This window comes from Streptomyces sp. NPDC052043, from assembly GCF_044548235.1.
Taxonomy (GTDB): domain Bacteria; phylum Actinomycetota; class Actinomycetes; order Streptomycetales; family Streptomycetaceae; genus Streptomyces.
The window spans coordinates 76,118-90,304 of record NZ_JBIUBT010000016.1 but is presented as its reverse complement, the minus strand read 5'-3'; the positions used below and the strand labels follow the sequence as shown (position 1 = coordinate 90,304).

Below are 14,187 nucleotides of genomic sequence, written 5' to 3'. Positions count from 1 at the left end.
CCGGGAGTTCCGGTGACTCGCTCAAGATCGAGCATAGCGCAGATGCCCGCGCCCGGCACGTCGCCGCGCGGACCGTGCCCCGTATCGCCCCGTCACCCAGGCAATGGTTGGCGAGATCACCGGACGCGCCGCGCCAGTTCTCCCACATATCGATACAAAACGTGTGTTATTCAAGTCATGCACACATATACGCGGCGCACCTTGCTCAGTGCCTCGGTCACGGCTGCCGCCTCGGGACTCCTGACCGCCTGCACCGGCGCCGACCTCCGCTCGGGGCCCGGGTCCGCGCAGGGCGCCGGGCCGGGCTCGGGGCTCGTCGACGTCGTCCACCCGTTCGTCCCCAAGGGGCCCAAGGGGTACGTGAACCCGTCCGACCCGGAGGTCCTGGCCGCCGAACGCAGGCGCGGGTCCGGGCCGGTGCGCAGATACAGGTTCACCGCCCGGGAGACGTCGTTCGACCTGGCCGGCAAGACCGTCAGGACCTGGGCCTACAGCGACAGGATCCCGGGCGAGCTGGTCCGGGTCACCGCGGGTGACATCCTCGACTTCACGCTTGTCAACCGCCTGCCCGTGGGGACGACCATGCACTCGCACGGCGTGCGTCTGCGCTGCGACATGGACGGCGTGCCGGGGCTGACCCAGCACACCATCAAACCCGGCTCGGAGTTCAACTACCGCTTCGTGGTGTCCCACCCCGGCACATACCTGCTGCACTCGCACGAGGGCATGCAGCTCGACCGCGGCCTGTACGCGCCGCTGGTCGTCGACGACCCCAAGGAGCCCTTGTCGTACGACAAGGAGTGGGTGGTGGTCCTGGACGACTGGGTGGACGGCCTGGACGGCTCGACCCCGGACGGCGTACTCACCCAGTTGCAGAAGGTCAAAGGCCCCGTTCCCAAGGGCATGCACGGCATGGACATGGGCGGCGGCGGCCACGCCGGGCATTCCGCGCCGCACGGCTCGTCCCACGGCCCCGACCGCATCCTGCGGGGCGGTCTCAGCCGCATGCTGCAGGGCATGGGCGGCAATGTCGACTACCCCTACTACCTGATCAACGGCCGTGTCCCGCACGCTCCGTCGGTCTTCCGGGCCCGCCGCGGCGACCGCATCAGGATCCGGTTCATCAACGCGGGTGCCGACACCGCGTTCCGCGTGGCCCTGGGCGGCCACGAGATGACGGTGACGCACTCGGACGGCTACCCGGTCGAACACCGTACGACCGACGCGCTGGTGCTCGGCATGGCGGAGCGCTACGACGTCGTCGTCACCGCCAAGGACGGGGTGTTCCCCCTGGTCGCGCTGGCCGAGGGCAAAGACGCGCGCGCCCTCGCCGTACTGAACACCGGAAAGTCGAAGGACCTGCCCGCGCCCTCCGTCTACCCCGACGAGCTGGACGGCCGCTTCCTGCCCGCCCACCAGCTGGTCCCCGCCAAGTCGGTGGCGTTCTCCGACAACAAGCCGGACCGCGAGATCCAGATCAAGCTGACCGGCAACATGAAGTGGTACAACTGGAGCTTCGACCGCAAACCGTACTCGGTCGAGCAGCGCCATCCGATCCGCCAGGGCGAGCGGGTCCGGATCACCTTCCTCAACCACACCGGCATGTGGCACCCGCTGCACCTGCACGGCCACACCTTCGCCATCACCGGCCCGAACGCACGCGGAGCCCGCAAGGACACCGCGATCGTGCTGCCGCACGACAGGCTGGTGGTGGACTTCTACGCCGACAACCCGGGCCTGTGGATGCTCCACTGCCACAACCAGTACCACTCCGAGTCCGGGATGATGACCAACCTCGGCTACCTCAAGTGACCACGGCGCCGCGGCGGCCGCACGTGGCCGTGCCGGCCGTTCGACGCGGCTCCCGACGGGGCGGCGCCGGTCCCGTCACTCCTTCGGCGGGCCCCGGCGCGCGGGGAGGGCACCGGAGCTTCGATCCTGACGTGGGATGACCGCCGTCCGAGGGTGGCCGCCGAGCGGGTGGTTTCCGCGGACCTGGCCGCCGGAAGGGCGGGTAGCCAATGAGGCTTGTCGTCGATCTCAACAAGTGCCAGGGATACGCGCAGTGCGCTTTCCTCGCGCCGAGCGTGTTCACCCTGCACGGCGAGGAGTCGCTGGTCTACAACCCGCGGCCCGGCAGGGAGCAGCGGGAGAGGGTCGCGCGGGCCGTCGCGGCGTGCCCGGTGCAGGCGATCACGGCGGAGGGGCTGGACGACACCGGCGAGGAGCCCGCCGGCGCGGGACGGGAGGTCCCCGATGCCCGCTGAGGAGTTCCACGAGTGGCTCACCCGCGAAGGCCGGATCGTGATCGTCGGCGCCTCGCTGGCGGGCCTCAGAGCCGCCGAGACCCTGCGCGCCGAAGGATTCACCGGATCGCTCACCATGATCGGTGACGAGCCCTACGAGCCGTACGACCGTCCCCCGCTGTCCAAGGCGGTACTGCTCGGCAAGGCGTCCCCGGAACACACCGAGCTGCCCCGGCGCCGGGACATCGACGCGACCTGGCGGCTCGGGGTCGCGGCGGCGGGCCTGGACATGGCGGCCAGGCGGGTGCGGCTGGCCGACGGCGAGGAGGTGCCCTACGACCGGTTGCTGATCGCGACCGGTGTGCGCTCCCGGCCCTGGCCGAAGGACGACGAGGCCGAGCTGGACGGGGTGTTCGTGCTGCGCACCCGGGACGACGCGGTCCGTCTGCACCGGCGGATGAAGGGCCCGCCGCGCCGGGTGCTGGTCATCGGGGCCGGCTTCACCGGTTCGGAGATCGCCTCCGCGTGCCGGGACCAGGGCATCGCGGTCACGGTCGCGGAACGGGCCGGCGCTCCCCTGGTGGGCGCGCTCGGCGGAGTGATCGGCGCGGTCGCCGCCGACCTGCACCGGGAGAACGGGGTGGACCTGCGCACCGGGGTCATGGTCACCGGTCTGGAGGGGGACGCGACCGGGCGGGTGCGGGCCGCACACCTGTCCGACGGCGGTGTCGTCGAGACGGACGTGGTGGTGGTCTCGCTGGGCGCGACCCGCAACACCGACTGGCTGACCGGCTCGGGGCTGGGCGCCGGCCCCCGCGGCATCGCCTGCGACGCGGGCTGCCGGGCCTTCGACTTCCGCGGCATCGTCACCGACGACGTCTACGTCGCCGGCGACGTCGCCCGTTCCCCGCATCCGCTGTTCGGCTACCAGTTCCTGTCCCTCGAGCACTGGGGCAACGCCGTCGCCCAGGCCGAGGTGGCCGCGCACAACATGATCAGCTCCGGCGCCGACCGGCGCCCGCACATGTGGGTGCCCGCCTTCTGGTCGGCGCAGTTCGGCGTGAACATCAAGTCGGTCGGCGTGCCGTCCATGGGCGAGGAGGTCATGATCACCCAGGGGTCGCTGGCCGAGCGGCGGTTCGTCGCGGTGTACGGCTACCAGGGCCGTGTGATCGCCGCCGTGAGCTTCGACAACACGCGGTGGCTGGAGTTCTACCAGCGGCAGATCGAGACGGGCGCGCCGTTCCCGGTGGAGTTCCCGACGGTGGACCGACGGCCCGAGGGCCGCAAGCCGGTGCCGGCCGACTTCCCCGACCCCTCGCTGCCGACGCACGGCCCGACCGTGACCCTCAGCGGGTACTCCCCGGCCGACCGGCAGCTGGTCTTCACTCCGGCCCGCCACTGAACCGGCGCCCCGCCCGCCTTACGACCCGGACCTCCACGCCCCAAGGACCCGTCATGACGCACGCCCCGCTCCTGCGCCGGATCACCGACTACGCCAACCGCGCCAACCCCTACCCGCTCTACGAGGAGCTGCGCAGGACACCGGTGCTGCACGAGGAGGAGGACGGCCCCTACGCCGTGAGCTCGTACTACGACATCCTCGGCCTGCTCCACGACCCGAGGGTCAGCTCCGACGCCACCAACCTCATCGCCGCCGGGGCGGACGAGCTGTCGGGACCGGAGGCCACGGGGCTGCCGCCGAGCTTCATCCGGCTCGACCCGCCCGAGCACGACCGGCTGCGGCGGATCGCCAACAGTTCCTTCGGCCCGCCGCACCGGCCCCGGCGGATCGACTCCATGAGCGCGGAACTCAGCGGGATCATCACCGAGCTCATCGACGGTTTCGGCGACGCCCGGGAGATCGACGTCGTCGACCGGTTCGCCTACCCCTTCCCGGTGACGGTGATCTGCCGGCTGCTCGGAGTGCCGCGCGAGGACGAGCCGCGTTTTCGCAGCTGGGTGGACCCGATCGTCGCGGCACTGGACCCGGAGACCCGGCAGCGCACCGACGACGACGTCCAGCGCGCCGCGCAGGAGGCCCGGATGCAGCTGGGCATGTACCTGGCCGGTCTGGTCGAGCAGCGGGTCAAGGAACCCCGCGACGACCTGCTGTCCGACCTGGCGGCCAGTCACGGCCCGGACGGGACCATGTCGATGATGGAGGTGCTCAGCACCGCGGTGCTGCTGCTGATCGCGGGCCACGAGACGACGGTCAACCTCGTCACCAACGGCATGCTCACCCTGCTGCGCCACCCGGAGTACCTGCACCGGCTGCGCGAGGATCCGGGACTGTCGGTCAGGATCGTGGAGGAGCTGCTGCGTTACGAGCCTCCCGTGCAGTTGGTGCCGCAGCGCACCTGTGTCGCCGACATCGAGGTGCGCGGGGTCACGATCCCCAAGGGTTCGCGGATCTGGCTGATGCTCGCCGCGGGCAACCGGGACCCGGAGCGGTTCCAGGACCCCGACCGGTTCGATCCCGACCGTGAGGACATCGAGCACCTCGGCTTCGGCAGCGGCATCCACATCTGCTTCGGCGCGCCGCTGGCCCGGCGGGAGGCGCAGCTCGCGCTGGCCGAGCTGGCCCGCCGTCTGGAGAACCCGCGCCTGGTGGAGGACCCGCCACCCTATCGGCGGAACGCTGTGCTGCGCGGCCCGCGCCATCTGAACGTGGCCGTCGACTCGGTGCGTTCGTAGAGACACCGCAGGCCCCACCGCACGGCCGGGTCCCGCGGACCACCTCCTCTCGGATGCCCGCTACTCCCTGTGCGGGCCCAAGAACAGGAAAAGAGTCTGGACAGAACTAAAAAACAGGACAAAATGGTCCGCATCCCCCCACCGCCGCTTCGAGGAGTCGCCCCGGTATGGCGTACGGACCCCACCACAACGCCACCCCGCCTCCCCGCCCCGATCTGGGTCTGGCCCGTGACTGCGAGGACTGCCTGGGCTGGGGAACCGTCGTCACGCACGACGGCCGCCACGAACTCTGCGCCACCTGCCAGTACGACGAGGACGCCGAGGACGCCGAGGACGCCGAGGACGCCGACGAACCGCCGGTCGACACGGGCGCGGTGTCACCCCGTCGAGTGGTACACCGGCCCGTACGAGTGGTACGTCGCCCCTCGCGGTCGTAGCGTCTTCAGGAAGCCAGTACGTCGTCGGCCGGGAGCGGACATGGGCAGATACACAATGAGGACAACAGTCGCGCTCTGCGCCGCGGGACTGCTCGCGGCCGGCATGGGAACGGCCTCCGCCGCACCGGCGGCCTCCCACGGGAACACGCGCTCGGCGGCGCACGCCGAGCAGCGGACGGACGGGCAGCCGGTGCTGGTCGACTGCCTGTGGAAGCCGCGGCAACGTCCGGGCGCGTTCATTCTCGCCTGCGGTGACGGCAACAGCGTCCTATCCTCGTTGCAGTGGTCGCAGTGGAACGAACGGTCCGCGACGGCCAGGGGCTTCAATCTCGTCAACGACTGCAAGCCCTACTGCGCGGCCGGGAGGTTCCACGAGTACCCGGTCATCGTGCGGCTGGACAGCCCGGCGCCCTGGAAGAAGCAGCCGGAGGTGCGGCACTTCACCCGGCTGAGCCTGGAGTTCACGGCGGCACGGCCGGAGGGCTACCCGCGCGTGCAGACGTACCCCCTCTGGGACTGATCCGTTCTCCACGGTGCCGGGAAAGCGGCGCCGTCGCCGGACGCGGACGGATTCCTCGCCCGCGGACCCGGCCACCCGACCGCGTGCCCGCTGCCCCTCCACCGGGGCGCCGGGCACGCGGTCGGGTCGGGCCGCGGGACATCGGAGGCGGTCGCGACGCTTGCGCGGGTCCCGGTCTGGGCACTCGGGGTCCCGGAGTCGCAGTGGTCCCCAGCGGGACCGGACGCGACGGCCGGGTGAGCACCCAGGCAAGGGGAGAACGTGACGTGACGCTGCGCATCGGGGCAGAGGAAGAGTTCCATGTGCTGGACGTGGAGAGCGGCCGGCTGGTGCCACGCGCCCGCGCCGTACTGGACCGGCTGCACAGGCCCGGTTTCACCACCGAACTCCAGCAGTCCGTGGTGGAGGCCAACAGCGAGGTCCACGACACCCTCGAGGAGCTCCTGGCGGACCTGGCCCGATCACGGCGGCTGCTGGACACGGCGGCCGCCTCGCTCGGACTGGCCGCCGTGGCCGCCGGCACCGTGCCGCTGGCCCGCTTGAGCCCCGGCGACGTCACCACCGGGCGCCGCTACCGGCACATGGCCGACGAGTACCAAAGGGTCGCCGACGAACAGCTCATCTGCAGCGCGCAGGTGCACGTCGACGTCCCTGACCGGGACACCGCCGTACGCGCCATGTGCCTGGTCGCGCCGTGGCTGCCGCCGCTGCTCGCGCTGTCGGCCAGTTCGCCTTTCTGGCTCGGCGCGGACACCGGCTACGCGAGCTGGCGGACCATGCTGTGGCAGCGCTGGCCGACCGCCGGACCGCCCGGCTGCTACGCCGACGCCGCCGCGTACGACGCGGTGCTGGAGGAGCTGATCCGCTCGGGCGTCATCGGCGACGCCGGAATGATGTACCACGACGTACGGCCCTGCGCGCACCAGCGCACGCTGGAGCTGCGGATCTGCGACGCCTGCCCGCGCGTGGAGACGGTCGTGCTGGTCGCGGGGCTCTTCCGGGCGCTGGTCCAGGACGCCTGCGACCGGCTGGCCCGCGGGGAGGGCGGACGGTGCGACGGCCACCACGAGTGGTTGCGGACCGCGGGCTGGCGTGCCGCCCGCTCGGGCCTGGAGGGCGCGCTGGTCGACCCGGTCACCCGGCGCGCGGCCCCCGCACCCGAGGTGCTGCGCGGCATGGCGGCCCGGCTCCGCCCCGCGCTGGAGGCGTCCGGCGACTGGCAGGCCGTACACGAACTCCTCAGCCGGGCTCTGGCCTGCGGCAGCGCCGCGCACCGGCTGCGGCGGGCGGCCGAGGACGAGGACCTGCTCGCCAGCATCGACCTGATGGTCGCCGAGACCCGCGGCGCCACCGGACCGCGCGTGGCCGCGCCGGCCCGGCCCGTCCGCACCCCCCGTCCCAGCCCGATCCCCGGAGGCGCCGGAGCCTGACGGGCCCTTCCCGTCCCGGCCCGGCCCGTGTGCCGCCGTTCCCGGCGGTGCCCGACGACCGTCCCAGGAGAGTGGTCATCGCCATGTCCCCCGACACCGCCCCCGCAGCCGCCGCCGGCTGCCCGGCCGCCCCGGCCTCCGTCGAGGTCCCGCGCGCCTCCGAGACAGACGGCAGACGCCCCGCGGCAGCCGCGGAGGCCGCCGCGGAGGGGCCCACCGTGGAAGGGCCCACTGCGGAAGGGAGGGCCGTCTGATGTGCGGGCTCAGCGGCGAGGTCCGCTTCGACGGCGGGCGCCCGGGCCTGGCCGCGGTCGAGCGCATGACCGACCGGCTCGCGCCCCGCGGGCCCGACGGCCGCGGGCTGTGGTCGCAGGGGCCGGTCGCCCTCGGCCACCGGCGGCTGAAGATCATCGACCTGACGGACAGCGGCGCGCAGCCGATGGCCGACCCCCGGGAACGGGTCGTCTGCGTGTTCAACGGGTGTGTCTACAACTACCGTGAGCTGCGCCGCGAACTGGTCTCGCGAGGCCATCGGTTCTTCTCGGGGTCCGACACCGAGGTGGTCCTGAAGGCGTACCAGGAGTGGGGCACCTCCTGCGTCGAGCACTTCCTCGGCATGTTCGCCTTCGTGATCGTCGAACAGGACAGCGGGCGGGTGATCCTGGCCCGCGACCGGCTGGGCGTCAAGCCGCTGTACCTCGCGGAGTCGCCCGGACGGCTCCGGTTCGCCTCCTCGCTGCCCGCGCTGCTCGCGGCCGGCGGGGTGGACACCTCCATCGACCCCGTCGCACTGCACCAGTACCTCAGCTGGCACGCGACCGTGCCCGCGCCCCGCACCATCCTCAACGGCGTGCGCAAGCTGCCGCCGGCCACGGTCCGGGTCGTCGAGCCGGACGGCACGTACCGCGACCGCTGCTACTGGCAGCCTGCCTACACGCGCCGCCCCGAGTACGCCGCTCTGAGCGCGCAGGACTGGACGGAGGCGGTTCTGGAGGCGCTGCGCACGGCGGTGCGGCGCCGGATGGTCGCCGACGTGCCGGTGGGTGTGCTGCTGTCGGGCGGCCTGGACTCCAGCCTCATCGTGGCGCTGCTGGCCGACGAGGGGCAGTGCGACCTGGCCACGTTCAGCGTCGGCTTCGAGTCCGAGGGAGGCGAGGAGGGCGACGAGTTCCACTACTCCGACCTGGTGGCACGGCACTTCGGCACCGATCATCACCAGTTGATGGTTCCCTCCGACCGTGTCTCGCGGGCCCTGGAAGGTGCCGTCCTGGCCATGAGCGAGCCCATGACCAGCCATGACGTGGTCGCCTTCCATCTGCTGTCCGAGCAGGTGGCCAAGGAGGTCAGGGTCGTGCAGAGCGGCCAGGGCGCCGACGAGGTCTTCGCCGGCTACCACTGGTATCCGGCGATGGCGGGCGTACCCCGGCACCGGGCGGCCGACGCGTACGCCGAGACGTACTTCGACCGGCCGCACGCCGACCTCGCGCGCGTGCTGGACCCCTCGGTGCTGCCCCGTCACGACGTCTGCGGCGACTTCGTGCGGGCGCACATGGCCGTGCCGGGCGCCGAGACCGCGCTGGACGCGGATCTGCGGCTGGACACCCACGTGATGATGGTCGACGACCCGGTCAAACGGGTCGACAACATGACCATGGACTGGGGTCTGGAGGCACGCGTGCCGTTCCTCGACCACGAGCTGGTCGAGCTGGCCGCCGCCTGCCCGCCCGGGCTCAAGCTCGCGGACGGCGGGAAGGGCGTCCTGAAGGCGGCGGGCCGCGAGGTGCTGCCGGCAGAGGTCGTCGACCGGCCGAAGGGCTACTTCCCCGTCCCGGCGATCAAGCACATGGCCGCGCCGGTGCTGCTGCGCGTCCGCGAGGCCCTGTCCGCCCCCGAGGCGCGGGCCCGCGGGCTGTTCCGCCAGAGTTACGTCAACGAGCTGCTCGCCGCGCCCGACGCCCATCGCACCAAGCGCGGGGCGAACGCGTTGTGGCAGGTTGCTTTGCTGGAGATATGGCTGCAGACCCACGGAATCCGCTGACCGGCGCGCCCTCACCCCCGCTTCCGGCCGGGGACGCGGGGGCCACGGCGGCTGCCCCGCCGAGTGACGCGCCGGGGGGCGCACACCCCGACCGGGCCGGGACCGGGGCGGGTGGGTCACGCCCCCGGCGGGCCGGGAACGGGATCGACGGCCCCGTCCGGGCTGAGTCGGCCGCCGTGAGCGAGGCAGGCCTCTCGGGAGGTGGCCGGGGCGGTGGAGCGGGGGGCGCCGTGGAAGGACGGCGGGCCGTGTCGGCGGCGGACGGGGGACGAGCGGGGGGCGCGGCGCATCAGGCGGGTACGAAACCGGCGGAGCGCGAAGGGGACCGGCCCGCCTCCGCCGGGGAGGACGCGGGCCCCTTCCGTGCCCCATCGGCGGGGCGGGCGGGGAGCCGGGCGCCACGCCCAGCCGGGCGCGTGACGGACCAGTCGTACCCCTCGGAGGGTGGGGCGCAGGCCGCGCCCGAACCCGTGCTGGTGCCCGACACGGCCCTGCCGCTCGACGCGGTGCCGCGGGTCCTCGTCTCGCACGGATGCTGGTACCCCTCGGCCGACCCCGACGGACGGCATGTCGCGTTCATCTGCGACCGGGGCGGGGTGCCCCAGTTGTGGGCGGGCCCGGTCGACGGCGACGACGTGCACCTGCTGGACACCGAGCTGGATCCGGTGACCGAGGTCTCCTGGTCGCCCGACGGGCGGTGGATCGCGTACACCACCGCACCGGGCGGCAGCGAGCACACGCGCGTGCTGTGCGTGCGCCCCGACGGCACCGGGCGGCGGGTCCTGGCGGGCGGCGAGCCGGGGAGCTCGGCGTACCTCGGCTGCTGGACGCACGACGGTTCGGCGCTCGCCGTGACGGTCGCCGAGGCCCCCGCGTACCTCCCCCCGGTCGGCGCGGAGCCCGGCGCCGGACTCGCCGGGCTGGGCGAAGCGCTCGGTCCCGGCGCGGGCACCGCCTCCTCCGCCTCCCTCGCCTTCCTCGCCTCCGACTCCGCCGTGACGGTCCACCCGGAAGGCTGGACCGCACGCGACGGCCGAGCCACCCTCCTGGGCGCACCGTCCCGCCCCACGCAACCGCCGGCTCACGTCACCGGCGTCTCCGCCGCCGACCGCGGTACCGCCTCGGCCGAACCCACGCCCAGGACCCTGTCGGCGTACCTCGTCGACCCCGACGGCGCGGCGGCCGCCGTACTGCTGGTGAGCGAGCGGGAGGCCGCGACCCTGCGCGTGTGCGACGTCAGCCGGGACGGACGGCTGGCGCTGGTGCGCCGGGGACCGCGGGCCCGGCGTGAGGCCCTGGTCGTGCGCGTCCGGGACCTGCGGGTGACCTGCGCGGTGCCGGTCGCCGACGGCGACCCGTGGATCGGCGCGTTCGCGCCGGACGGCCGCACGCTGTGGCTGCGCAGCGACCACGAGCGTGAGCACGCCGCCCTGTACGCGGTCGCCCTGGACCGGCGGGGACGGCGGCTCGACCTGCAAGTGGCCGCCCAACGCGACGGCAGCGGGCTGGAGTTGCTGGCCCTGGACCGCGACGGCCGCGGCGCCGTGCTCTCCTGGAACGTGCGCGGGGTCAGTGAGTTGGAGGTGGCCCCGCTGGTCCCCGTACCCGGGAGGGCCTCCGGTCCGTCCCGCGCCGTGCCGCTCCCGCACGAGGTCGTCACCCGGGTGGCCGTCACCGCGGACCCGGACGCGCCCGTCGTGGCGCTGTCGGGGTCGCTGCGCCGGCCCGGTGTGTGGTGGCTGCCCCAGGGCGCCGCGCTGCGCACCCCGTGGTCCTCGCGCGACGAGGACGTCGTCGCGCCCGGCGTCCACCGTCCCGTACGACCGGTTCCGGTGCGCCCCGTCGCCCGGGACGGGCTGGGCCTCGGCGGCTGGTACTACCGTGCGCCGGGCCGCTCGCCGCGGGAGCCCGCCCCCTGCGTGCTGCATCTGCACGGCGGCCCGGAGGAGCAGGAGCGCCCGGTGTTCGACCCGCTCTACCACGAGCTGCTGGGCCGGGGACTGGACGTCTTCGCCCCCGACGTGCGCGGCTCCTCCGGTTACGGCCGGTCCTTCGTCGACGCGGATCTGGGCCGGGGCAGGTTCGCCGCGATCGACGACGTCGCCGACTGCGCGGCACACGTGCTCCTGGAGGGCCTGGCCGACCCGCTCCGGCTGGCCGTGATGGGCCACTCCTACGGCGGCTACCTGGCGATGGCGTCCCTCGTCTGGCATCCGGAGCTGTTCCGCACCGGCGTCCCGGTGTGCGGGATGTCGGACTTCGCGACGTTCTTCGCGGGCACCGAGCCGTGGCTGGCGCAGTCGGCCGCGCACAAGTACGGGCATCCGGAACACGACCGTGAGCTGCTGCACGCGCTGTCGCCGATGAGCCGCATCGACGCGTTGCGCGTGCCGGTGCTGGCCGTGCACGGCGAACACGACAGCAACGTGCCGCCGGGCGAGTCCGAGCAGTTCGTGCGGGCGGCCCGGGAGCGCGGGGTGGAGGCGGAACTCCTCGTCCTGCGCGACGAGGGTCACGACTTCCGGCGCGCGGACAACCGCCGGGCCTTCCGCAGGACCGCCGCCGACTGGATCGAGCGCCACCTGACCGGCTGACACGGGCGCGTGCGGGCCGCTCCCGGGCTCTGCGGTACGTCCCGCGGCCCCCTCCACCGGCGCGGTGCCGAGCGCGCGCCCCGAGGGCGCCCGTGCCAGGCTTGACAAGAGTGCGGGTGGTACGGGGCGGGAGGCGGCGGCAGGACGATCGAGGAGGTCCGGACATGTCCGAAGCCGGTGCGGCGGCGATGACCGGTACGGGCGGAACCGCCCGCTGGGAGAACCAGTTGTACGGGCCGCTGCCGAACGTGGCGCAGGCGTCCGGATACGCCGACGCCCCGCCCCGGATGGGCTTCTTCACCGACACCTCCGTGTGCATCGGCTGCAAGGCCTGCGAGGTGGCGTGCAAGGAGTGGAACGCGGTGCCGGAGGACGGCCTCGAGCTGACCGGCATGTCCTACGACAACACCCAGGGGCTCGGCGCCGACACCTGGCGGCACGTGGCCTTCGTCGAGCAGCGCAGGACGCCGGGCGGTCCGGAGCCGGAGGCGGGCCACGGCGGCTTCGACGCGTTCGAGGCCGCCCGGCAGCTCGGCTCCACGCCCTCCCCCGGGCCGGCGAACACGCCGACGGGCCCAGTCTCCCCCGTGTCGCCCGACGGGCGTACCGAGCTGCGCTGGCTGATGTCGTCCGACGTGTGCAAGCACTGCACCCACGCGGCCTGCCTCGACGTGTGCCCCACCGGGGCGCTGTTCCGCACCGAGTTCGGCACCGTCGTGGTCCAGAAGGACGTGTGCAACGGCTGCGGCTACTGCGTGCCCGCCTGCCCGTACGGGGTCATCGACCAGCGCGAGGAGGACGGCCGGGTCTGGAAGTGCACCCTGTGCTACGACCGGCTCGGCGTCGGCATGGAGCCGGCCTGCGCCAAGGCGTGCCCCACCGAATCCATCCAGTTCGGCGCGCTGGACGAACTGCGCGAACGGGCGGCCGCCCGGGTGGCGCGGCTCCACGCGGCCGGCGTCACCGACGCCCGGCTGTACGGGGAGAGCCCGGACGACGGAGTCGGCGGCGACGGCGCGTTCTTCCTGCTGCTCGACGAACCCGAGGTGTACGGCCTGCCGCCCGACCCGGTGGTCACCACCCGGGATCTGCCCTCGATGTGGAAGCACGCGGCGACCGCGGCCGTGTCGCTCGCCGCGCTGGCCGCCGCCGCTTTCGCCAGGAGGCCCCGATGAGCGGATCGGACGTCACCCGTGGGGGCGTCGAGGGGGCTCGGCCCGGCCGGGACGCCCCGACCGGCGCGGGCGCCGGGCACGGGCGGCACGGGCGGCACCGGCGCCGCCGCGGGCGCGGCGAGCAGCCGGTGGTTCCCGAGGCCCGGTTCTCCTCGTACTACGGCAGGCCGGTCCTGAAGAGGCCGACCTGGAAGGCCGTCGACATCGCCGGCTACCTCTGTCTCGGCGGCCTCGCCGGGGGCTCGTCGCTGCTGGCGGCCGGGGCGCAGGCCACGGGGCGGCCGGCGCTGGCCCGGACGGCGAAGCTGGGCGCGGCGGGCGCGATCTCCGCCTCGCTGGCCGCGCTCGTGCACGACCTGGGGCGGCCGGCCCGTTTCGTCAACATGCTGCGCGTCTTCAAGCCCACCTCCCCGATGAGCGTGGGCTCGTGGCTGCTGGCCGGGTACGCGCCGCTGACGATGGCGGCGGCGGCCGCCGATGTCGCCGGCCGCTACCGCGTCCTGGGCGCCGGCGCCACGGCGGGTGCCGCCGTGCTGGGCCCGGCGGTCGCCACCTACACCGCGGTGCTGATCGCCGACACGGCGGTGCCCTCGTGGCACGAGGGCTACCGGGAGCTGCCCTTCGTGTTCGCCGGTTCCGGCGCCAGTGCGGCCGCCGGCCTTGCGCTGGTCTGCGTACCGGCGGGGCAGGCGGGTCCCGCGCGCCGGATGGCGGTGCTCGCGGCCGCGCTGGAGACGGGCGCCTTCCAGCTGATGAAGCGCCGGATGGGCCTGGCCGCCGAGCCGTTCGAGCGGGGCAGGGCCAAGCGTCTGCTGCGGGCCGCGGAGGCGCTCACGGCGGGCGGCACCGCGCTGGCGGCGGTCGCGGGTCGGCGACGGGGCGGCCGCGCGCCGGCCGTGGTCGCCGGGCTGGCCCTGCTGTCCGGCTCAGCCGCGCTCAGGTTCGGCGTGTTCCACGCGGGGGTGGCCTCGGCGGAGGACCCCAAGTACACCGTCGTACCGCAGCGGGAGCGGCTCCAGGGCGGCCCGGACTGACGGTCGCGTCGCGCCC

11 protein-coding genes are annotated in these 14,187 nt (G+C 73.7%); all 11 read left to right on the top strand.

All coding sequences use genetic code 11. From position 1 onward, the window contains the following. Positions 1-177: 177 nt before the first annotated feature. The 11 genes from ACIHCX_RS32140 (at position 178) to nrfD (ending at position 14,171) form a co-directional block, all read left to right on the top strand. Positions 178-1,812, top strand: a complete 1,635-nt coding sequence (locus ACIHCX_RS32140) for a multicopper oxidase family protein (protein ID WP_400035756.1) — start codon at positions 178-180, stop codon at positions 1,810-1,812. Between the two features lie 209 nt (positions 1,813-2,021). After that, positions 2,022-2,267 carry a ferredoxin gene (locus ACIHCX_RS32135; protein WP_400035754.1) on the top strand — a complete coding sequence of 82 codons (246 nt, stop codon included), beginning with the start codon at positions 2,022-2,024 and terminating at the stop codon, positions 2,265-2,267. After that, complete coding sequence (locus ACIHCX_RS32130; RefSeq protein ID WP_400035752.1) at positions 2,257-3,651, top strand: NAD(P)/FAD-dependent oxidoreductase; 1,395 nt, start codon at positions 2,257-2,259, stop codon at positions 3,649-3,651. The genes ACIHCX_RS32135 and ACIHCX_RS32130 overlap by 11 nt, the downstream gene beginning before the upstream one ends. Positions 3,652-3,704: 53 nt before the next feature. Continuing rightward, positions 3,705-4,943 (top strand): cytochrome P450, encoded by a 1,239-nt coding sequence (locus ACIHCX_RS32125; RefSeq protein ID WP_400035750.1) that lies wholly within the window; start codon positions 3,705-3,707, stop codon positions 4,941-4,943. Positions 4,944-5,110: 167 nt separating this feature from the next. Beyond that, complete coding sequence (locus tag ACIHCX_RS32120) at positions 5,111-5,380, top strand: hypothetical protein (RefSeq protein WP_400035748.1); 270 nt, start codon at positions 5,111-5,113, stop codon at positions 5,378-5,380. Positions 5,381-5,435: 55 nt separating this feature from the next. Next, the gene (locus ACIHCX_RS32115) at positions 5,436-5,900 is read left to right on the top strand and encodes a hypothetical protein (protein WP_400035746.1); all 465 of its coding nucleotides are present in this window, start codon (positions 5,436-5,438) and stop codon (positions 5,898-5,900) included. A 266-nt stretch (positions 5,901-6,166) separates the two neighbouring features. Then, a complete protein-coding gene (locus tag ACIHCX_RS32110; protein WP_400035744.1) occupies positions 6,167-7,330 on the top strand; it encodes a glutamate--cysteine ligase in 1,164 nt (387 codons plus the stop codon). A gap of 253 nt (positions 7,331-7,583) precedes the next feature. Further along, a complete protein-coding gene (locus ACIHCX_RS32105) occupies positions 7,584-9,368 on the top strand; it encodes an N-acetylglutaminylglutamine amidotransferase (RefSeq protein ID WP_400035742.1) in 1,785 nt (594 codons plus the stop codon). 416 nt (positions 9,369-9,784) lie between these two features. Then, positions 9,785-11,962 carry a S9 family peptidase gene (locus ACIHCX_RS32100; protein WP_400035740.1) on the top strand — a complete coding sequence of 726 codons (2,178 nt, stop codon included), beginning with the start codon at positions 9,785-9,787 and terminating at the stop codon, positions 11,960-11,962. A 188-nt stretch (positions 11,963-12,150) separates the two neighbouring features. Beyond that, complete coding sequence (locus ACIHCX_RS32095) at positions 12,151-13,137, top strand: 4Fe-4S dicluster domain-containing protein (RefSeq protein ID WP_400035922.1); 987 nt, start codon at positions 12,151-12,153, stop codon at positions 13,135-13,137. Then, the gene (gene nrfD / locus ACIHCX_RS32090; protein WP_400035738.1) at positions 13,134-14,171 is read left to right on the top strand and encodes an NrfD/PsrC family molybdoenzyme membrane anchor subunit; all 1,038 of its coding nucleotides are present in this window, start codon (positions 13,134-13,136) and stop codon (positions 14,169-14,171) included. Before ACIHCX_RS32095 ends, nrfD begins: the two co-directional genes overlap by 4 nt. Positions 14,172-14,187: the final 16 nt, after the last annotated feature.